At 60.9% G+C, this 19,676-nt stretch carries 17 protein-coding genes; 5 read left to right on the top strand and 12 right to left on the bottom strand.

Going from position 1 to position 19,676, the window contains the following annotated elements; all coding sequences use genetic code 11:
• Positions 1-114: 114 nt before the first annotated feature.
• The 8 genes from ACQ4OE_RS01595 to ACQ4OE_RS01560 form a co-directional block, all read right to left on the bottom strand.
• Positions 115-1,707: an AAA family ATPase gene (locus ACQ4OE_RS01595; RefSeq protein ID WP_430945417.1), complete on the bottom strand. Its 1,593-nt coding sequence runs from the start codon at positions 1,705-1,707 to the stop codon at positions 115-117.
• Positions 1,708-1,717: 10 nt separating this feature from the next.
• Positions 1,718-2,818 carry a 3-dehydroquinate synthase gene (aroB, locus tag ACQ4OE_RS01590; RefSeq protein WP_430945416.1) on the bottom strand — a complete coding sequence of 367 codons (1,101 nt, stop codon included), beginning with the start codon at positions 2,816-2,818 and terminating at the stop codon, positions 1,718-1,720.
• A 151-nt stretch (positions 2,819-2,969) separates the two neighbouring features.
• Positions 2,970-3,488 (bottom strand): shikimate kinase AroK, encoded by a 519-nt coding sequence (gene aroK, locus ACQ4OE_RS01585; protein ID WP_045122260.1) that lies wholly within the window; start codon positions 3,486-3,488, stop codon positions 2,970-2,972.
• Between the two features lie 4 nt (positions 3,489-3,492).
• Positions 3,493-5,571 carry a type IV pilus secretin PilQ family protein gene (gene pilQ / locus ACQ4OE_RS01580; protein ID WP_122593930.1) on the bottom strand — a complete coding sequence of 693 codons (2,079 nt, stop codon included), beginning with the start codon at positions 5,569-5,571 and terminating at the stop codon, positions 3,493-3,495.
• A gap of 13 nt (positions 5,572-5,584) precedes the next feature.
• Positions 5,585-6,112: a pilus assembly protein PilP gene (locus ACQ4OE_RS01575; RefSeq protein WP_122593931.1), complete on the bottom strand. Its 528-nt coding sequence runs from the start codon at positions 6,110-6,112 to the stop codon at positions 5,585-5,587.
• Positions 6,109-6,732: a type 4a pilus biogenesis protein PilO gene (gene pilO / locus ACQ4OE_RS01570; RefSeq protein ID WP_122593932.1), complete on the bottom strand. Its 624-nt coding sequence runs from the start codon at positions 6,730-6,732 to the stop codon at positions 6,109-6,111. The genes ACQ4OE_RS01575 and pilO overlap by 4 nt, the downstream gene beginning before the upstream one ends.
• Entirely contained in the window at positions 6,729-7,295 is a 567-nt protein-coding gene (locus ACQ4OE_RS01565) for a PilN domain-containing protein (RefSeq protein WP_430945415.1), read from the bottom strand. The genes pilO and ACQ4OE_RS01565 overlap by 4 nt, the downstream gene beginning before the upstream one ends.
• Positions 7,295-8,359, bottom strand: coding sequence for a pilus assembly protein PilM (locus tag ACQ4OE_RS01560; protein WP_430945414.1), 1,065 nt, complete (start codon positions 8,357-8,359; stop codon positions 7,295-7,297). The genes ACQ4OE_RS01565 and ACQ4OE_RS01560 overlap by 1 nt, the downstream gene beginning before the upstream one ends.
• Positions 8,360-8,578: 219 nt before the next feature.
• Between ACQ4OE_RS01560 and ACQ4OE_RS01555 the strand changes: the two genes are divergently transcribed.
• Positions 8,579-11,023, top strand: coding sequence for a penicillin-binding protein 1A (locus ACQ4OE_RS01555; protein WP_430945488.1), 2,445 nt, complete (start codon positions 8,579-8,581; stop codon positions 11,021-11,023).
• Between the two features lie 193 nt (positions 11,024-11,216).
• On the opposite strand, the gene ACQ4OE_RS01550 is transcribed toward ACQ4OE_RS01555, so the two are convergent.
• The 3 genes from ACQ4OE_RS01550 to rpmE all read right to left on the bottom strand — a co-directional run bounded on the left by ACQ4OE_RS01550 (position 11,217) and on the right by rpmE (position 13,712).
• The gene (locus ACQ4OE_RS01550) at positions 11,217-12,485 is read right to left on the bottom strand and encodes a malic enzyme-like NAD(P)-binding protein (RefSeq protein WP_090280412.1); all 1,269 of its coding nucleotides are present in this window, start codon (positions 12,483-12,485) and stop codon (positions 11,217-11,219) included.
• A 184-nt stretch (positions 12,486-12,669) separates the two neighbouring features.
• Positions 12,670-13,470: a thermonuclease family protein gene (locus ACQ4OE_RS01545; RefSeq protein ID WP_430945413.1), complete on the bottom strand. Its 801-nt coding sequence runs from the start codon at positions 13,468-13,470 to the stop codon at positions 12,670-12,672.
• Between the two features lie 14 nt (positions 13,471-13,484).
• Positions 13,485-13,712 carry a 50S ribosomal protein L31 gene (gene rpmE / locus ACQ4OE_RS01540; RefSeq protein ID WP_053116643.1) on the bottom strand — a complete coding sequence of 76 codons (228 nt, stop codon included), beginning with the start codon at positions 13,710-13,712 and terminating at the stop codon, positions 13,485-13,487.
• A 287-nt stretch (positions 13,713-13,999) separates the two neighbouring features.
• Between rpmE and ACQ4OE_RS01535 the strand changes: the two genes are divergently transcribed.
• A complete protein-coding gene (locus ACQ4OE_RS01535) occupies positions 14,000-16,219 on the top strand; it encodes a primosomal protein N' (protein WP_430945412.1) in 2,220 nt (739 codons plus the stop codon).
• A gap of 76 nt (positions 16,220-16,295) precedes the next feature.
• Here ACQ4OE_RS01535 and ACQ4OE_RS01530 read toward each other — a convergent pair whose 3' ends face one another.
• A complete protein-coding gene (locus ACQ4OE_RS01530; protein ID WP_256579857.1) occupies positions 16,296-16,418 on the bottom strand; it encodes a hypothetical protein in 123 nt (40 codons plus the stop codon).
• On the opposite strand from ACQ4OE_RS01530, the gene argS reads away from it, so the two are divergent.
• The 3 genes from argS to hslV all read left to right on the top strand — a co-directional run bounded on the left by argS (position 16,417) and on the right by hslV (position 19,633).
• Positions 16,417-18,153 (top strand): arginine--tRNA ligase, encoded by a 1,737-nt coding sequence (gene argS, locus ACQ4OE_RS01525; RefSeq protein ID WP_430945411.1) that lies wholly within the window; start codon positions 16,417-16,419, stop codon positions 18,151-18,153. The two genes, ACQ4OE_RS01530 and argS, sit on opposite strands and share 2 nt — an antisense overlap.
• Position 18,154: 1 nt before the next feature.
• A complete protein-coding gene (locus tag ACQ4OE_RS01520) occupies positions 18,155-18,871 on the top strand; it encodes an SPOR domain-containing protein (RefSeq protein ID WP_122593939.1) in 717 nt (238 codons plus the stop codon).
• A gap of 231 nt (positions 18,872-19,102) precedes the next feature.
• Positions 19,103-19,633: an ATP-dependent protease subunit HslV gene (gene hslV / locus ACQ4OE_RS01515; RefSeq protein ID WP_090280391.1), complete on the top strand. Its 531-nt coding sequence runs from the start codon at positions 19,103-19,105 to the stop codon at positions 19,631-19,633.
• Positions 19,634-19,676: the final 43 nt, after the last annotated feature.

The following is a 19,676-nucleotide window of genomic DNA, read 5'->3' as shown; positions in this document are numbered from 1 at the left end:
ACTCAAAGACTACTGTGACGCAGACACCACAATGCACGCGACCTTGAAGGAAGCGCGCACTTGCAGAAATTTTGAGGTGCTTGGAGAGGCGGCCTGGGTAAGGCCGCCGAATCTTCAGCGAGTTGTTGCCAGTTCTTGTTGGACGCTGGCGACAGTGCGAGGCCAAGGTTTACCAGCCTGAACCTTCGCTGGCAAGGCCTTGATGGCAGAAACGGCCGCATCACGATTGGCGAAATTGCCGTAGGTGATCACGTAGAGCGGCTTGCCGTTGAGGACTTTCTTGAAATAACGGTACTCGCCGCCCTGCTCCTTGACGAAGTTTTGCGCGGTCGCTTCGGAGCTGGTGCCGAGGATCTGCACCACGTAGTTGCCGGTCGGCTGACCGGCGTACCAGCTGCCACCGGCTGCTTTGGCGACGGTGACCGGCTTCTCGGCCGGTTTGGCCGCAGCGACTGGCTTGGCCGGCGCTGGAGCCGGTTTCGCTGCAGGCGCTGCCGGAGCAGGCTTGGCAGTGGCGATTTGCGTCGGCGCCGGAGTCGGTTTGGCCGCAGGCGCTGGAGCCTGGGTCGGTGCAGGACCGGCCGGAACGCCTACCGGTGGCGCCGAAGTGGTCACGGTTGGCGGTGTAGCACTGGAGCCTTCGAGCGGCACGCCGTCGTCGCCTTCGGTGATGCCACCGGCCGCTTCAGCCAACGGACCCCGCATGACCGGTTGCGAGTTGCCGACCAGCGGCAGCGGCATCGGTTGAGTGTTACCGGCGAATTCGACGGATGGATTGGCCCCATTCGCTGCGCCCTGACCCAATGGCAACTGCGCCTGTTCATTGGCAGGTGCGCCGGTGGTTGGCGCCTTGTTGCGACCCGGCATCAACCAGGCGGCGGCGACCGCGACCACAACGACGGCGGAAATCGCCAATACGTGTTTCTTCGGCATGTTGAACCCCATACTTGGACGCTTCACCGCAGAGCGGCTGGCAATCATGACTTCGATCAGAGCATCGCGAGCGACCTGGTTGATATTACCCGGCCAACCCTCGGCACTTTCGTGAATATCAGAGATCTGATCCGCGGTGAAAAGTTCGACACCCCGGCCCGCACCTTCGAGCCGTTGGTCGAGATACTCGCGGGTCTCTTCTTCGGTGTACGGCTGCAATTCGATGACGTGAAAACGCTCTTCCTCAAGGTGCAAAGCCTCAAGTTGAGCGATCAACGACGACTCGCCGAACAGGAACACGTGCGGGCGACCTTCCGGTGCGCCGGCACCCAGCGCCATCAGCGCTTCGAGAGCGGATTCGTCGAGCTGCTCGGCGTCATCCACCAGCAAATAGACTTCCTGGCCGGTCAGCGCAAGTTGCACCACTTGATCCAGAATCGCGCCAACTTCGGCCTGAGCGACGTTCAGTGCCTGCGCCACTTGGCGCAGCACGCCAGCAGCATCGCCGGCGCCACGGGCGGAAACCACCACGCTCTGCACCGATTGCTTGTTGGTGCTGGCCACCAGCGCCTGACGCAGCAAGGTCTTGCCGCTGCCCTGCGGACCGGTGACCACCAGCAGCAACTGGCTGTAACGCGCCAGATGATGCAGTTGACCCAGCACCGGTTTGCGCTGGGCCGGGAAGAATTTGAAGCCCGGTACCCGCGGCGCGAAGGGGTCGTGACTTAACTGGAAATGGCCGAGGAACGCCTCGTCGGCATGCAAACTAGTCATCGGAATCTTATTAACCTTTAAGCTGAGCCAGGGCGCGGTAATCCGCTCCCAGCGTGGCCTGTAGAACCTCTTTCGGATAATCGGCGGTCACTACCGCTTCGCCCAACCGGCGCAGCAGCACCAGGCGCAGACGACCGTCGATCACTTTTTTGTCGATTGCCATGTGTTCAAGAAAATCGGCTTCGGTCATTTCAGTCGGTGGCACCACCGGCAGACCGGCGCGCTGGAACAGACGAATGCCGCGATCGCGCTCTTCATCGCTGATCCAGCCCAGACGCGCGGACATTTCCAGCGCCATCACAGTGCCAGCCGCGACCGCCTCACCATGCAGCCACACACCATAGCCCATGTGGGTTTCGATGGCGTGGCCAAAGGTGTGGCCGAGATTGAGCGTGGCGCGCACGCCGGTTTCCTTCTCATCGGCGCCGACCACCGCAGCCTTGGCCGCGCAGGAGCGTTCGATGGCATAGGTCAGGGCTTTTTGATCGAGTGCGCGCAAGGCGTCGACGTTCTCTTCGAGCCAAGTCAGGAACGGCTCGTCGCAAATCAGACCGTACTTGATCACCTCGGCCAGACCGGCGGACAGCTCGCGCTCTGGCAAGGTTTTCAGAGACGCGGTGTCGATCAGCACCACATTCGGCTGATAGAACGCGCCGACCATGTTCTTCCCCAGCGGATGGTTAATGCCGGTCTTGCCACCCACCGACGAATCGACCTGGGACAGCAACGTTGTAGGGATCTGGATGAAATCGACGCCGCGCTGATAGCAGGCAGCGGCGAAGCCGGCCATGTCGCCGATCACCCCGCCGCCGAGGGCGATCACGGTGGTGCGGCGATCATGACGAGCGGTCAGCAAACCGTCGAAGATCAGTTGCAGGGTTTCCCAGTTCTTGAAGGCTTCACCATCCGGCAGAACCACCGAGATCACCGAAAACTGCGCGAGGCTGCGGGTCAGACGTTCGAGATAGAGCGGCGCAACGGTCTCGTTGGAGATGATTGCCACTTGGCGCCCATGAATATGCGGGGCCAGCAGCTCAGGCTGATCCAACAAACCTTCGCCAATATGAATCGGGTAGCTGCGCTCGCCTAGATCGACCTTGAGTGTCTGCATGTGTCCCCACAGTGAAGATGGAAGCAGGCGTCCTGCCCTGAATTATTGGTTGTCTGCGGCTTATAGCGGGTAGACGCCGCTCGCACGCCATCCGCCACACCCTCAACGGGCCGTGACGGGACGCCGAGGATAGCGCATTTCGAGCGATGCTTTAACGGGGTGGCAACTGCGCCAGACGGTCTAGAATGTCGAGCACCACCATGCGCGGAGGCCGCTCGTCGGTTTCCACCACCAGATCGGCAATTTCCCGATACAGCGGATCGCGGATGGCGAGCAAGTCACGCAGGGTTTTCGCCGGATCGGCGGTACGCAGCAATGGTCGATTGCGGTCTCGCGACGTGCGGCCGACCTGCTGTTCGACGGAGGCGTGCAAATACACCACTCGCCCACCCTCGTGGAGGGCCTTGCGATTGGCATCACGCATGACTGCACCACCGCCGGTCGCCAGAACCACACCGTCAAACGCGCACAGCTCGGCGATCATCGCCTGCTCACGGTCACGAAAGCCCGGTTCGCCTTCTTTGTCGAAGATCCACGGGATATTGGCGCCCGTGCGCAGTTCAATTTCCTTGTCGGAATCTTTGAACGGCAGGCGCAGCTCTTTGGCCAGCAACCGGCCGATGGTGCTTTTTCCAGCGCCCATCGGTCCTACAAGAATCAAATTTCGCACAGAATCAATGACTCACAGCAATCGCCTGATTATTCATGATACGCGGAGTGAGGAAGACCAGCAGCTCGGATTTTTTCTCCGAAACCACATCACGCCGGAAAAGGCGGCCAAGATACGGCACATCGCCAAGAAATGGCACCTTATCTACGACCTTGCTTTGAGTATTTGAGAAAACACCGCCAATCACGATGGTTTCGCCGTCGTTGACCAGCACCTTGGCGTTGACTTCGTTTTTCTTGATTGGCGGCACGTCCTGCACTTTGTTCAGGTAATCCGGTTCGTCCTTGGTGACCTTGACCTCCATGATGATGCGGTTATCGGGGGTGATCTGCGGCGTCACCTCCAGTGACAGCGAAGCCTCCTTGAACGACACCGACGTCGCGCCGCTGGAGCTGGCTTCCTGATACGGAATCTCGGTGCCCTTGAGGATTTTCGCGGTCTCTTTGTCCGAGGTAACCACCTTCGGCTGCGAGACGATTTCGCCATTGCCGGTTTTTTCCATGGCCGTCAGCTCGAGATCGAGCAGGACATTGTCGGTAATGAAGGCGATGCCGATCCCCGAGGTATTGTTGACGGTGCCCATGTCGACAAACGGTGAGTTGGTGCTGGTGCTGCCCGGCGTGCCAATCGTCGTCGAAGAGCCGTTGCTGACCCCGGAGGTGTTCCAGTTGCCTTTGTTTTGTACCGAACCGCCCCAACGTACACCGAGGCTTTTGTCGTAATCGACGTTGGCCTCAACGATCCGCGCCTCGATCATTACCTGACGCACCGGAATATCCAGTTGCGCCACGATCCGCCGCAGCTCGTCGAGGCGATCCTGGGTCTGGTAGGCAATGATGTTGTTGGTTCGCTCATCAACGGTGATCGAGCCGCGCTCGTCGATTTTCGCCTCAGCGCTGGTCACCGACTGGAACAGCTTGGCAATGTCTGCCGCTTTGGCGTAATTCACTTGCAACAGTTCGCGACGCAGCGGCGCCAGCTCGGCGATCTGCTTTTGCGATTCCAGTTCCTGGCGTTCGCGGGCGGCGATCTCGTCAGCCGGCGCGACCAGCAGCACATTGCCGATCTTGCGCTTGTCCAGCCCCTTGGTTTTCAGCACCAGGTCCAGCGCCTGATCCCACGGCACGTTTTGCAGACGTAACGTGATACCGCCCTGCACCGTATCGCTGGCGACGAGGTTGAGGTTGGTGAAGTCGGCGATCAGTTGCAGCACCGATCGTACGTCAATGTCCTGAAAATTCAGCGAGAGCTTCTCACCGACGTAAGCCTGACGGTCAGCGTTACGCTTCTGCAGATCATCGACCGTCATCGGACGGATGCTGACGGTCAGCTTGTTGTCGGTCTGAAAAGTCGAGTATTCGTAAGTGCCGCTGGGCTCGACGGTAATAACTGTGCGATCACCGCTTACGCCGGCATTGACGAACTGCACCGGAGTGGCGAAATCCTTGACGTCGAGGCGGACCCGCAGCTTGTCCGGCAACTGGGTGCGAGTGAAGCTGAGAATGATCTTGCCGTCGTGCTCTTGAATGTCCGGGGCAATGGTCGGGTCGGACAGATCGATGACGACATTGCCTTCGCCCGCCGTACCGCGCTGAAAATCGACGCCGCGAATGGCCCGACTGGTCGGCACGAACGCCTTGACCGGTGCGGCTGCCGCAGTCGTGGCGCGCGGCGCAACGGCAGGACGCGGTGCAGCCACCGGCGCACCCTGCCCCACGACCACGAACAGATTGTTACCCTCGACCCGCGTGCTGTAAGGCGAAAGCTGAGTGAGGCTGACGATCAGGCGTGTCCGGTCCTTCGCTTCTACCACGGTGGCGGTGCGGGCATTGCCGCTGCCCAGATCGAGATTCTTGCTCGCCAACTGACTGGCAACACCCGGCAGATCAAGGGCAATCCGCGCTGGCGACTCGGTGGTGTAACCCTTGGGCTGCGGCGGCGGGCCGTCGAATGCCAGCTTCAGCTCAACGCGATCACCGGGCAACGCCGCCACGTCCAGTGTCTTCAGGTTGGCGGCGAGTACCATCGGCGACATCAGCGCTATCCATAGCGAAAGACCGAGGGTGGAGAAAATCCTGTTCATTGTTCGACTTCCACTATGAGTGCTCTTTCAAAGGAATGGTGCGCGGGCGCTCTAGCCAGGCGCCCTGGCCGTCCGGCACGATTTCGACCACGTCGACCTGGGTGGCGCTGATGGCGACAATGCGACCATCGTTGCGCCCCAGGTAATCGCCGACTTTCAGCCGATGCACCCCGCCCGCCCCGCGCAATAGCGCGAAGGAGCCGGAGACATTGGAGATCGTGCCGACCATCTCGAACTGCTCGATGTTGAAACCTTCGAGGTATTGCTTGACCCGGTTGGGGTCGGGTTTGACGTTGCGCGAGCCGTGTTTTTGCCCGGCGAGATCGACGCGTACCTGACGCGAAAACGGGCTGCGCAGGTTGGCGGCGCTGTAAGTGAATGTCGGGTAAGACCGAAATGTCGGGGTTGGTTCAATTTTGCCCGCAGGCCGAAGGCGCACTTCGTTCATATAGGCGTCGAGGTCGCTGAAGTCATTGCTGCCCCCACAACCACTGAGCGCCAGCAGCGCCATCGCCAGGGCGAAATAACGAATCGGGGTCATTTCTGCAGCCCCTTGTCGTTGTAGCGATACGTCTTGGCCAGAATGCTCATGCGCAGTTTCGGCCCACCCTCGGGACTGATCGGCGCGAGTTCGAAATCATGCAAGGTGACGATTCGCGGCAGCCCGGCCACGCCACTGACGAAGGTCGCGAGGTCGTGATAGGCGCCGGTCACGGTGATCTGGATCGGCAGCTCGATGTAGAACTGCTGCGTCACTTCCGGCAGCAGTTTGATCTCTTCGAATTCCAGACCACTGCCCAACCCGGTGCGGGTGATGTCCTCGAGAAGGCCGGGCACTTCGGTGTCACTGGGCAGTTGCCGCAGCAGCACGCCGAAAGAGTTTTCCATCTCTTTCATCTGCTGGGTGTACAGCTCCAGATTGGCCGACAGATGCGCCTTGTTGGCAAATTGTTCCTTGAGCGTGACCTCCTCTTCGCGCTTGGCTTCGAGTTGATTCTCCAGGTCGCTGATGAAAAAGTTGTAGCCAAGCCCCAGCACCAGCACCATCAACAAGGCCCCGGCAATGGCTTTCACCGCAGCTGGCCAAGAGCCGATGTTGTTGGTGTCCAGATCGTTGAAATCGATGTTGCGCAGACTCTCCAGCCATTCGGACGGCTTCATTGGTCGTCCTCCAGCGTCTTCGGCTGAGTCTGACGAACGGTCAGTTCAAAGGTGTTGGCCTGATCCACCTGACCGGCGGTCGTCGCCTTCACTTCGTTAAGGCTCGGCGCATCGAACCAGTCGGAGGCGTCCAGATTGCGCATCAGCTCGGACACGCGATTGTTCGATTCCGCCGCACCACTGATCGACAGGCTTTTGCCGGCCATTTTCACGTCGGTGAAATACACACCGTCCGGCAGCGTGCGCGCCAGCTGATCGAAGATCCGCCCGCTGATCTGCCGGTTGCCCTGCAAGTCCTGGATGATGCGCATGCGCTCGACCAGTTGCTGGCGATGGGCCTTGAGCTCGCTGATCTGTTTGATCCGCTCATCGACGACAGCGATCTGTTTGCCGATGTAGTCGTTGCGCGCCACTTGCCGCTCAATCGCCGCAGTGATGATCTGATCAGCAATCAGCACCGCGCCGATTGAACCGACCACGACGCCGATCAGCGCCAGCAGGAAGCGTTTGCGCCGTTCTTCGCGACGCTCCTCGCGCCAAGGTAGAAGGTTGATCCGCGCCATCAGTCAAAACTCCTGAGCGCGAGCCCGCAGGCGATCATCAAGGCCGGCGCGTCACTGGCCAGTGCGCCTGCGTTGACCTTGCTGCTCAGGGCCATGTCGGCAAACGGATTGGCCACTTGGGTCGGCGTGTTCAGGCGTTGTTCGATCAGGCGATCGAGGCCTGGCACCGAGGCCGTGCCGCCGGCGAGCAGGATGTGATCGACGGCGTTGTATTGCCCGGAGGCGAAGAAAAACTGCAACGAACGCGAAACCTGCTGCACCAGCGCCTCGCGAAACGGCTGCAGGACCTCGGCGACGTAATCGTCGGGCAAACCGCCCTGTTTTTTTGCCAGCCCTGCCTGCTCAACCGTCAGGCCGTAGCGGCGCTGGATCTCCTCGGTCAGTTGCCTACCACCGAAGAGTTGTTCGCGGGTGTAGATGATTTTGCCGTTGTGCAAGACGCTGAGGGTGGTCATGGTCGCGCCGATGTCGACGACCGCCACGGTCAGGCGCTCCTGAGAGGCCGCCAGTTGCGTCGCCAGCAAACTGAATGAACGTTCCAGCGCGTAGGCCTCGACATCGACCACGCGCGCCGTCAGCCCGGCCAGTGCCAGTGCGGCTTCGCGGACTTCGACGTTTTCCTTGCGACAGGCGGCCAGCAACACGTTGACCCGCTCCGGGTTGCGTGGCGACACACCCTGGACCTCGAAGTCGATGGCGACCTCGTCCAGCGGATAGGGAATGTATTGGTCGGCCTCGATCTTGAGCTGGTTTTCCAGCTCATCGTCGGACAGCCCGGCGTCCATTTCGATGATTTTGGTAATCACTGCAGAACCGGCGACGGCCACCGCCACGCTTTTCACCCCGGTGCGCGCTTTGACCAGCACCCGGCTCAGGGCCTGGCCAACGCCTTCGAGCTCGGCGATGTTTTTCTCGACCACGGCGTTCGCCGGCAATGGCTCCACCGCGTACGCCTCGACCCGGTAGCGATCGCCCTGACGGCTCAGTTCCAGCAGCTTCACCGAGGTGGAGCTGATGTCGATCCCCAGTAATGTATTGGTCTTTTTATTGAAGAGTCCCAGCACTACCAATTCCCTATGACTTTCCGTGAGTTACGGACTCTGTAATACGCATTGCGTTCCTTCACCCCATCTTGACAGAAGCGCAAATGACGCCTCCGACAGAAAAGTGCTTATAATGCCCAGCGTTTTTTTCTGCTTTTTACTGCCCGCGCGGGCTGTTCTGTGTGTAGCCGGAACCCCGTCGCCAAATTCATTCTTTGCTCTGGATGTTCAAACGCCTTGATTCGTCTGCTGAAATTTTTCGGTTGGTCCATCGTCGCCGTTTTCTGCGGACTGCTTTTAGGTCTCAGCGGCGCCTATCTTTACCTTAGTCCGGGTTTGCCGTCTGTGGAGGCGCTGAGAAGCATTCAGTTGCAGATTCCCCTGCGCGTGTACTCCAGCGATAACAAGTTGATCGCAGAGTTTGGCGAAATGCGCCGTACGCCGATCCGTTTCGCCGACATTCCCCCCAATTTCATTAATGCGTTACTAAGTGCTGAAGACGACAACTTCGCCAACCACTATGGCGTCGACCCGAGCAGCCTGATGCGCGCCGCGACCCAACTGGTCAAAAGTGGACACATTCAGTCCGGCGGCAGCACCATCACCATGCAGGTGGCGAAGAACTTCTTCCTGACCAGCGAACGCAGCTTCTCGCGCAAAACCACCGAAATTCTCCTCGCCCTGCAGATCGAGCGGCAGCTGACCAAGGACGAGATCCTTGAGCTGTACGTCAACAAGATCTATCTGGGCAACCGCGCCTACGGCATCGAGGCGGCGGCGCAGGTGTATTACGGCAAGTCGATCCGCGACGTCAGCCTGGCGCAGATGGCGATGATTGCCGGCCTGCCGAAAGCTCCGTCGCGCTTCAACCCGCTGGCTAACCCGGCGCGCAGTAAAGAACGTCGCGACTGGATCCTCGGGCGCATGTACAAGCTCGGCAAGATCACCGAGGCGGATTACACCGCCGCCATCAACGAGCCGCTGAACGCCAGCTATCACGTGCCGACCCCGGAAGTGAACGCGCCGTACATTGCCGAAATGGCCCGCGCCGAAATGGTCGGTCGCTACGGCAGCGACGCCTACACCGAAGGTTTCCGCGTCACCACCACGGTGCCGAGCAATCTGCAGGAAATGGCCAACACCGCGCTGCACGAAGGCTTGATGACCTACGACCAGCGCCATGGCTACCGTGGCCCCGAGTCGCGCCTGCCGGGCAAGACTCGCGAAGCCTGGGCCAGCGAACTGACCAAACAACGCACCATCAGCAGCCTCGAACCGGCCATCGTTACCCAGGTCGACAAAAATGGCCTGCAAGTGCTGACCCGCACCGGCGAAGAGCACGTCGCCTGGGACACCATGAAATGGGCGCGGCCGTTCCTCAACACCAACAGCATGGGCGCCAACCCGCGTCAGCCGTCGGATGTCGCGGCGGTCGGCGATCTGGTTCGCGTGCAAAGGCAGAAAGACAATTCTCTGAAATTCAGCCAGATCCCCCAGGCCCAAGGCGCGCTGGTTTCGCTGGATCCGCAGAACGGTGCGATTCGCTCGCTGGTCGGCGGTTTTGCCTTCGAGCAGAGCAACTACAACCGCGCCATGCAGGCCAAGCGTCAGCCGGGTTCGAGCTTCAAGCCGTTCGTTTACAGCGCCGCGCTGGATAGCGGCTACACCGCCGCCACGCTGGTGAACGACGCGCCCATCGTGTTCGTCGACGAGTACCTCGACAAGGTCTGGCGTCCGAAGAACGACACCAACACTTTCCTCGGCCCGATCCGCCTGCGTGAAGCGCTGTACAAGTCGCGTAACCTGGTGTCGATCCGCTTGCTGCAGGCCATGGGCGTGGGCAAGACCATCGACTACATCACCCGCTTCGGCTTCAACAAGCAGGACCTCCCGCCAAACCTGTCGCTGGCGCTGGGTACCGCGACGCTGACGCCGATGGAGATCGCTACCGGTTGGAGCACGTTTGCCAACGGCGGCTACAAGATCACCCCGTATATCATCGACAAGATCGAAAGCCGCAACGGTGACACGCTGTTCGTCGCCAACCCGCCGACCGTGCCACAGGGTGGATCGGCGACCGACGGTATCGCTGCGCCGAGCACTGAGTCGTTCACCGTCAACGCCGCGCCGGTTGCGGGCGAAGCTGCAGGTAATCCTGCGGTGCCACAAGCGCCGGCCGTGGCCGAGCGCATTGTCGACGGTCGCACCACCTACATCCTCAACAGCATGTTGCAGGACGTGATCAAGCTCGGCACCGGTCGTCGTGCGCTGGCCATGGGCCGCAGCGACATCGCCGGCAAGACTGGTACGACCAACGAATCGAAAGATGCGTGGTTCTCCGGTTACAACGCCGACTACGTGACCACGGTGTGGACCGGCTTCGACCAGCCGGAAAGCCTCGGTCGTCGTGAGTTCGGTGGCACAGTGGCGCTGCCGATCTGGATGAACTACATGTCGGCGGCGCTGAAAGACAAGCCGCCGCACGTTCAGCCTGAGCCGGAAGGTCTGCTGAGCCTGCGCGTGGACCCGGTCAGTGGCCGTGCGGCGACACCGAGCACACCGGGCGCGTACTTCGAGCTGTTCAAGTCGGAAGACACGCCGCCGTCGGTGAATGAGCTGGGTAATGGCACGGCGCCGGGCAGCCCGCTGCCAGCGGATGAACAGGCGCCGATCGATTTGTTCTGATCTGCTGACACTGAAAAGCCCCGCCTTCGCGAGAAGTGCGGGGCTTTTTATTGCCTGAAGATCAAGAGCCCCTCACCCTAACCCTCCCGAAACGTCGGACCGCCCAGAGGGTTAGGGTGAGGGTTGCTTTTGACCCACAAAAAAAGCCCCAACTCTCACGAGCCGGGGCTTTCTGTTGAAGCGCTACAACGGCTTAGCCGTTGAACACGTCATCCACGCTTTTCAGCGGGTAGTTCTTCGGATACGGCAGGGTGGCCACACCCGTCTCGATCGCGGCTTTGGCCACAGCGTCGGAGATCAGGGTGATCAGGCGCTTGTCCATTGGCTTCGGAATGATGTACTCACGACCGAATTCCAGCGGAGCACCGCCGTAGGCGTCGCACACGTCCTGTGGCACAGGCAGCTTGGCCAGTTCACGCAGGGCGTTGGCGGCAGCCACTTTCATTTCTTCGTTGATGCGCTTGGCGCGAACGTCCAGGGCACCACGGAAGATGAACGGGAAGCCCAGTACGTTGTTGACCTGGTTCGGGTAGTCCGAACGGCCGGTGGCCATGATCACGTCGCTACGGGTGGCGTGCGCCAGCTCCGGGGAGATTTCCGGATCCGGGTTCGAGCAAGCGAACACGATCGGGTTGGCCGCCATCGACAACAGGCCTTCAGCGCTCAGCAAGTTCGGACCGGACAGACCGACGAACACGTCAGCGCCTGCCAGTGCGTCAGCCAGGCTGCGCTTCTCGGTAGCGTGAGCAAATACTGCTTTGTACTGGTTCAGATCGTCACGGCCAGAGTGGATCACGCCGGTACGGTCAACCATGAAGATGTTTTCGATGCGTGCACCCATGCTCACCAGCAATTTCATGCAGGAGATGGCGGCAGCGCCGGCGCCCAAGCAGACGATTTTGGCTTCTGGCAGGGTTTTGCCCGCGATTTCCAGGGCATTGATCATGCCGGCAGCGGTCACGATCGCAGTACCGTGCTGGTCATCGTGGAATACCGGAATGTCGCACTGCTCGATCAGAGCGCGTTCGATCTCAAAGCACTCAGGTGCCTTGATGTCTTCCAGGTTGATGCCACCGAAAGTGATGGAGATGCGTTTTACGGTGTCGATGAAGGCTTGCGGGCTTTCGGAGTCGACTTCGATGTCGAAAACGTCGATGCCGGCGAAGCGCTTGAACAGCACGCCTTTACCTTCCATTACTGGCTTGGATGCCAACGGGCCGAGGTTACCCAGGCCGAGAATCGCGGTGCCATCGGAAATGACTGCAACCAGGTTGCCCTTGCCGGTGTATTTGTAGGCCAGTTCAGGATCGCGAGCGATCTCACGCACTGGTTCAGCTACGCCGGGGCTGTACGCCAGCGACAAGTCGCGAGCAGTAGCAGTGGCCTTGGTGAGCTCGACACTCAGCTTCCCTGGACGAGGATTGGCATGATATTCGAGAGCGGCAGTTTTCAGATCAGACATTTTGGCATTCCGCTTTTTACTGTTGGACAGACTGGTCAGCGAGGATACGCGCCTCGCAAAGTCCCCACAAGACTGAGCGGTCACCCCTGTCAAGCGCCCGGCCCTACGACTTTGGGCCAAGAGCCGCGGCGCACAAGGGCTGGACTGTTCACAATCGATAGAAAAAATGTCTACAATTTTTTGCTCAGCGCGAACGCTGCAACATCGAAGGATCAGTCAACGGCAGCAGCCAACGCGCCTGACCGGTTTGCAATCCACCCCGCCGCGAACGGTCGACTATCCAGCCACGGGCCTCGATCTGCTTGCCCTTAAGCGCTTGCAAGCGGGCATTGTCGAATTGTCCGACCAGATTGGGTGCAACGCGCAGTACAAGCGCGTCCTGCAACTCGATCCAGATTCCACCGCGATTGCGCTGAACCTTGCTCACACGTCCACTGACCACAGCGAAACCCGAGCGCTGGATCTGCTCCGCTTTCAGCACAGGAGGCTGTCGCCAGAGGCCTCGGCCTGCCTGTCGCGCGCTGCGCTCCGCGGCTTGCTGGCAGCCGACAAGATCGGCATTCGGCGCTACCGCGACCTGAAAGCCGAGGCCATCGGCGAGCATTTGCGCTTCGAGATTGGCACCGCTGGCACTGTAAATGTGCGCGAGCGTACGTCCGTAATGGTCTTTGACTTGCTTGCCGGGACGCAATCCGACCCGTCCGCCGCTGGCATCGACCAGGGCTTGAAGACGTTGGCGCGCCGCCACAGCGAATGGTTCGTCGCTTCTGCCCTGCTTGCCCAATTCAGGCGTGTTGAGGCCGATCATGCGCACGCTGCGGCCGTCGCTCAGGCGCAGGGTGTCGCCGTCGACCACGCGTTGCACAACGACGCTGGTCAGTCCGGAAGGGGTCGGACAATGGGCCTGCGCAACGGAAAGCCAAATCGCAGACACAAAAAAGGCGCCCGCGAGGGACGCCTTTTTCAGCAACGAGGAAAAGCCCATCGGGCCCTTCAACCTTACTCTGCAGCAGCAGGCTTCTTGCCGAAAGCACCGAAACGGTCTGCGAAGCGCTGAACGCGGCCGCCAGTGTCCAGAGTCTTCTGCTTACCGGTGTAGAACGGGTGGCATTCGTTGCAAACGTCGATCGCCAGAGGCTTGGCCAGGTTCGAACGAGTTTCGAACTTGTTGCCACAGCTGCAGGTAACTGCGGTGACTTCGTATGTTGGATGAATATCAGCTTTCATAATGTCTTCCTCAGGCTGCGTGCCGCCATCCAACACTATTGTTGAATACCGCACGTAATTAGGCCGCGGATTCTACCAGACCTTTTAAATCACGCAAGCTGTCACCGAGACCGACCGTCTGCTAGGCTCCCGGCCTTGAACGCATTCCCCTGTGGGAGCGAGCTTGCTCGCGAATGCATTGTGCCAGTCAATGTTTCAGCGCCTGACACGCCGCCTTCGCGAGCAAGCTCGCTCCCACAATTGATCTGCGCTCAGCCCTTCTTTTGAGTTGATAGAGATCCCCCCGCGTGCCCGACGCCATTCTGCGCCTTGCCCTGCCTTCGCCCCTGCGCCGCCTGTTCGACTATCGAGCGCCGGCCGGGGTGCTGCGCGAGCAATTGCAGCCGGGCATGCGCCTGCGGGTGCCGTTTGGCCGGCGCGAGATGATCGGCATTCTGGTCGAGGTCACTGACACCAGCGAAGTGCCGGCAGAAAAACTCAAACCGGCGCTGGCCCTGCTCGATACTACGCCGCCGCTGCCGCCAGCGCTGTTCAAGCTATGCCTGTGGACGTCGCAGTATTATCAGCACAGCCTCGGCGACACGCTGAACTGGGCGTTGCCCGTGCTGTTGCGTCAGGGCGAACTGGCCGAAGCCCGGCAAGAGCGCTTCTGGTCTGCAGCTCCCGGCGCCAGCCTCGATGACCCGCGTATCGCCCGCGCGCCGCGCCAGCGTGAAGCTTTGGCGACACTGGCCCAGCACCCGCACGGCGTCGCCCATCAGTTGCTGAGCAAATTGATGCTGAGCAAGGACAGCCTCGACCTGCTGCTGGCCAAAGGTCTGGTGCAGGTCGAGATCCGCCGCCACGCGCCGGGTGTGCGCCACGAACACTGGCTGGCGCAACCGGAGCTGCCGCTCAACAGCGAGCAACGCGCCGCGTACGAAGCGATCCGCGCCGGGTTCGACAGTTATCACGCCTTTCTGCTGGCCGGGGTTACCGGCAGCGGCAAGACCGAAGTGTATTTGCAGCTGATCCGCGAAACCCTCGAAGCCGGCAAGCAGGCGCTGGTGCTGATCCCGGAAATCAACCTCGGCCCGCAAACGCTGGCGCGTTTCGAACAGCGTTTCAACGCGCGCATCGCCCTGCTGCACTCGGCGGTCAATGATCGGGAGCGTCTCGACGCTTGGCTCGCCGCCCGTGATGGCGAGGCCGACATTATTATCGGCACCCGTTCGGCACTGTTCACGCCAATGAAAAACCCGGGGCTGATCATCATCGATGAAGAGCACGACGGCTCCTATAAACAGCAGGAAGGTCTGCGCTACCACGCTCGCGATCTGGCCCTGGTGCGCGCCCGGCAAGAGAACATCCCGATCGTGCTAGGTTCCGCGACGCCATCGCTGGAGAGCCTGCACAACGCCTACACCGGGCGCTATGGCCTGTTGCGCCTGAATGAGCGCGCCGGCGGCGCCAAACAACCGCGCTTCCTGCGTCTGGACGTGAAAAGCCGTCCGCTGGACAGCGGCATTTCCGGGCCGATGCAGCAAGCCATCGGCCAGACCCTCGCGGCCGGCCAGCAGGTTTTGGTGTTCCTCAACCGGCGCGGTTTTGCGCCAACGCTGCTCTGCCACGATTGCGGCTGGATGTCCGAATGCTCGCGCTGCGATGCGCGGATGACCGTGCACCAGCGTTATGGCGAGTTGCGCTGTCACCACTGTGGCAACGTCGAGCGCACCCCGCGCCAGTGCCCGAAGTGCAACAAGGTCGATCTGCGGCCCGTCGGCGCGGGGACTGAACGCGCCGAGGAGCGGCTGGCGATTCTGTTCCCCGATTACCCGGTATTGCGCGTTGACCGCGACAGCACTTCGCGCAAGGACGCGATGAATCAGTTGTTCGCGACGATTCAGAAGGGTCAGCCGTGCATCCTGGTCGGCACGCAGATGTTGGCCAAAGGTCACCACTTTCCGCGGGTGACGCTGGTGTCGATTCTGGATGCCGACGGCGGTTTGTTCTCCGGCGACTTCCGCGCCAGCGAGCGCATGGCGCAGTTGATCGTGCAGGTCGCCGGACGCGCCGGGCGAGCGGAAGAACCGGGCAAGGTGATCATCCAGACCCACCTGGCTGACCATCCCTTATTGGTGCAACTCACTGAGCAGGGTTACTTCGCCTTTGCCGAGCAGGCCTTGAGCGAGCGCCGGGCTGCCGGGTTGCCACCGTTTGCGCACCTGGCGTTATTGCGCGCCGAAGCCCACAAACCGGGACAGGCGGAAGGCTTTCTCGATGAGGCGTGCAGCGCGGCTGAGCGCTTGCTGGTTGAGCAGAATCTGAGCGGCATCGAACTGCTTGGACCGGTGCCGGCGCCGATGGAGCGCCGTGCTGGACGCTATCGCGCGCAGTTGTTGTTGCAGGCGACGGCGCGGGCACCGCTGCACCGGTTGCTCGCGAACTGGTTGCTGGTGCTGGAGCAGATGCCGAGTGGCCGGGCGGTGCGCTGGTCGCTGGATGTCGATCCTGTCGATTTGTATTGATAAAGACATCGCCTTCGCGAGCAGGCTCGCTCCCACAGGGATTGCGCCGCCCTTGATCGCGAAAGTGATCTATTTGTCACCACATATCCATAAGCTGCCTGCTAAGGTTGGCAAGCCCGTCTTCGCAACGGATAATGCCCAGTTTTTCCACCCGCGCATCGATGCGCCCGCCGCGCTTGCGGTCGAAAGAGAAGACCATGAAAGACACCATTCGCCAGCTGATCCAACAAGCCCTCACCCAACTCGTCAACGAAGGTGTGTTGCCTGAAGGCCTGTCGCCGGCGATTCAGGTGGAGAACGCCCGCGACAAGACCCACGGCGACTTCGCCAGCAACATCGCGATGATGCTGGCCAAGCCTGCGGGCATGAAGCCGCGCGATCTGGCGGAAAAAATCATCGCCGCGCTGCCGACTGACGAGAACGTCACCAAGGCCGAAATCGCTGGCCCGGGCTTCATCAATTTCTTCCAGAACACCCAGGCTTTGGCTTCGCGCCTCGACGCTGCACTGGCCGACGCTCACATTGGCGTGCGCAAGGCTGGTCCTGCGCAACGCACCGTGGTCGACCTGTCGGCGCCGAACCTGGCCAAAGAGATGCACGTCGGCCACTTGCGCTCGACCATCATTGGCGACGGCGTGGCCCGCGTCCTCGAATTCCTCGGCGACGAAGTGATCCGTCAGAACCACGTCGGCGACTGGGGCACCCAGTTCGGCATGTTGATGGCGTATCTGCAGGAAAACCCGATCACCAGCGACGAGCTGTCCGACCTGGAAAACTTCTACCGCGCCGCCAAGCAGCGCTTCGATGAATCCGAAGAATTCGCCGACCGCGCCCGTGGTCTGGTGGTCAAGCTGCAGGCCGGTGATGCCGAGTGCCTCGCGCTGTGGACCAAGTTCAAGGACATCTCGCTGTCGCACTGCCAGAAGATCTACGAACTGCTCAACGTCAAACTGACCATGGCCGACGTGATGGGCGAAAGTGCCTATAACGACGACCTGATCAATGTCGTCAACGACCTGAAAGCGGCCGGCATGCTGGTCGAGAGCAACGGCGCGCAGTGCGTGTTCCTCGACGAGTTCAAGAATGCCGACGGCGATCCGCTGCCGGTGATCATCGTCAAGGCTGACGGCGGCTACCTCTATGCCACCACCGACTTGGCCGCCGTGCGCTACCGCAGCGGCAAACTGAAAGCCGATCGCGCGCTGTATTTCGTCGACCAGCGTCAGGCCCTGCACTTCCAGCAAGTGTTCGCCGTGGCGCGCAAGGCCGGTTTCGTCACCCATCCGATGGAAATGGAACACATGGGCTTCGGCACCATGAACGGCGCCGATGGCCGTCCGTTCAAGACCCGTGACGGCGGCACCGTGAAGCTGATCGACCTGCTGACGGAAGCGCAGGAACGCGCCTACAACCTGGTGAAAGAGAAGAACCCGGAACTGGCTGAAGACGAGCTGCGCAACATCGCCAAAGTTGTCGGCATCGGCGCGGTGAAATACGCCGACCTGTCGAAGCACCGCACCAGCGACTACAGCTTCAACTTCGACCTGATGCTGAATTTCGAAGGAAACACCGCGCCTTACTTGCTGTACGCCTACACCCGCGTTGCCGGTGTATTCCGCAAACTGGGCAAGGACTTCAGCGAAGTCGACGGCCAGATCGTGCTGGAAGCGGCGCACGAACAAGAGCTGGCGGCGAAACTGGCGCAGTTCGGCGAAGTACTGAACAACGTGTCCGACAAAGGCACGCCGCACATTTTGTGCACTTATCTGTACGACGTTGCCGGTCTGTTCTCCAGCTTCTACGAGAACTGCCCGATCCTCGCCGCCGAAACCCCGGCCCAGATGCAGAGCCGTCTGCGTCTGGCCGCGCTGACCGGTCGCACCCTCAAGCAAGGCCTGGAGCTGTTGGGTCTGGAAACTCTGGAGCGTATGTAAGTTGGCTGCCAAGAAAAAACCTGCACCCAAGCGTGGCGCCAGCCGTTACCAAGCTCCTGCGAAGCAACCGATTCCGGGTTGGCTGTGGATGGCCATCGGCCTGACGGTCGGCGCGTTCATCGTGTTCCTGATGAAGCTGGAACCGGGCAAGGGTAGCGACACGGTCAAGCGTGAGAAGGTCGAACAGGCGCAACAGCAGAAAGCGTCGAAGATCGCCGAGGCCAACAAGACCCCGCCGAGCCCGACCCAGCCTGTGAAGCCGAAATACGACTTCTATACCCTGCTGCCGGAATCGGAAGTGATCGTGCCGCCGGACGCGGTGCCGGAGAAGACCCTGCCGACGCCACAGGTGCCAGCGGTGCCGACCACGCCGGTAACCCCGGCGGAAGCGGCGAAGATTGACACCGCGCGCGCTCAGGCAGCACTGGCCGGGATTACCCCGCCGCCAGCGCCACCGGTGAGCAAGGCGGCGCCGGTGACCAAGTTCTTTTTGCAGGCCGGTTCGTTCCGTAAAGAGACGGATGCCGACAAGGTTCGCGCGCAGATCATTCTGCTCGGCCAGGCCGTGGCGGTTGAGTCCGGCACGGTGAAAGATGAAACCTGGTATCGCGTTTTGGTTGGTCCGTTCAGCAATCGTGAACAACTGACCACGGCCCAGAAACAACTGGCCGGTGCCGGTTTCAGCAACCTGTTGTTACAACAACGCCAAAGCCGCTGAGCACCGCTGATCGTTCCCACGCTCTGCGTGGGAACGGCTCAAGGGACGCTCTGCGTCCCAGCGGTTAAGGGTCGCGGAGCGTCCCGGGCTGCATTCCCACGCAGAGCGTGGGAACGATCAAATACAAGACGCCGCTCGTCCCCTCTCCTGCGCTACGGTTGAAATCCTCTCCAGCACCCCCATATGAATGGGCATAAGGCACTTTCGCCCCGCTGTGTGGAGACTCTTCCCTTGACCACCATCGTTTCAGTCCGCCGTCACGGCAAAGTCGTCATGGGCGGCGACGGCCAGGTTTCTCTCGGCAATACCGTGATGAAAGGCAACGCGAAAAAAGTTCGTCGCCTGTACCACGGTCAGGTCATCGCCGGTTTCGCCGGTGCCACCGCTGACGCCTTTACCCTCTTCGAACGTTTCGAAGGCCAGCTCGAAAAACATCAGGGCCACCTGATCCGCGCCGCGGTCGAACTCGCCAAAGAATGGCGCACCGACCGCTCCCTGAGCCGCCTCGAAGCCATGCTCGCGGTCGCCAACAAGGACGCCTCGCTGATCATCACCGGCAACGGTGACGTGGTCGAACCCGAAGATGGTCTGATCGCCATGGGTTCCGGCGGTGCTTTCGCGCAAGCCGCGGCCAGCGCGCTGCTGAAAAAGACCGACCTGTCGGCCCGCGAGATCGTTGAAACCGCGCTCGGCATCGCCGGCGACATCTGTGTATTCACCAACCACACTCAGACCATTGAGGAGCAGGATCTCGCTGAATAAGCCTGACGCGGCCCTGTGCCACGGCTTGTTTCTGCTTGAGGAC

It is taken from the genome of Pseudomonas sp. WC2 (assembly GCF_050586545.1).
In the GTDB taxonomy this organism is placed as follows: domain Bacteria; phylum Pseudomonadota; class Gammaproteobacteria; order Pseudomonadales; family Pseudomonadaceae; genus Aquipseudomonas.
Note: the sequence above shows the minus strand (reverse complement) of the source record. Positions and strands in the feature narration are given on the sequence as shown.

Excerpts from the sequence above, each read along its gene's own strand:
- ACQ4OE_RS01595 (WP_430945417.1), bottom strand. The coding sequence starts at position 1,707 with ATGACTAGTTTGCATGCCGACGAGGCGTTCCTCGGCCATTTCCAGTTA.
- aroB (WP_430945416.1), bottom strand. The coding sequence starts at position 2,818 with ATGCAGACACTCAAGGTCGATCTAGGCGAGCGCAGCTACCCGATTCAT.
- pilQ (WP_122593930.1), bottom strand. The coding sequence starts at position 5,571 with ATGAACAGGATTTTCTCCACCCTCGGTCTTTCGCTATGGATAGCGCTG.
- ACQ4OE_RS01575 (WP_122593931.1), bottom strand. The coding sequence starts at position 6,112 with ATGACCCCGATTCGTTATTTCGCCCTGGCGATGGCGCTGCTGGCGCTC.
- pilO (WP_122593932.1), bottom strand. The coding sequence starts at position 6,732 with ATGAAGCCGTCCGAATGGCTGGAGAGTCTGCGCAACATCGATTTCAAC.
- ACQ4OE_RS01565 (WP_430945415.1), bottom strand. The coding sequence starts at position 7,295 with ATGGCGCGGATCAACCTTCTACCTTGGCGCGAGGAGCGTCGCGAAGAA.
- ACQ4OE_RS01550 (WP_090280412.1), bottom strand. The coding sequence starts at position 12,485 with ATGTCTGATCTGAAAACTGCCGCTCTCGAATATCATGCCAATCCTCGT.
- ACQ4OE_RS01545 (WP_430945413.1), bottom strand. The coding sequence starts at position 13,470 with ATGGGCTTTTCCTCGTTGCTGAAAAAGGCGTCCCTCGCGGGCGCCTTT.
- rpmE (WP_053116643.1), bottom strand. The coding sequence starts at position 13,712 with ATGAAAGCTGATATTCATCCAACATACGAAGTCACCGCAGTTACCTGC.
- argS (WP_430945411.1), top strand. The coding sequence starts at position 16,417 with ATGAAAGACACCATTCGCCAGCTGATCCAACAAGCCCTCACCCAACTC.
- ACQ4OE_RS01530 (WP_256579857.1), bottom strand. The coding sequence starts at position 16,418 with ATGGTCTTCTCTTTCGACCGCAAGCGCGGCGGGCGCATCGATGCGCGG.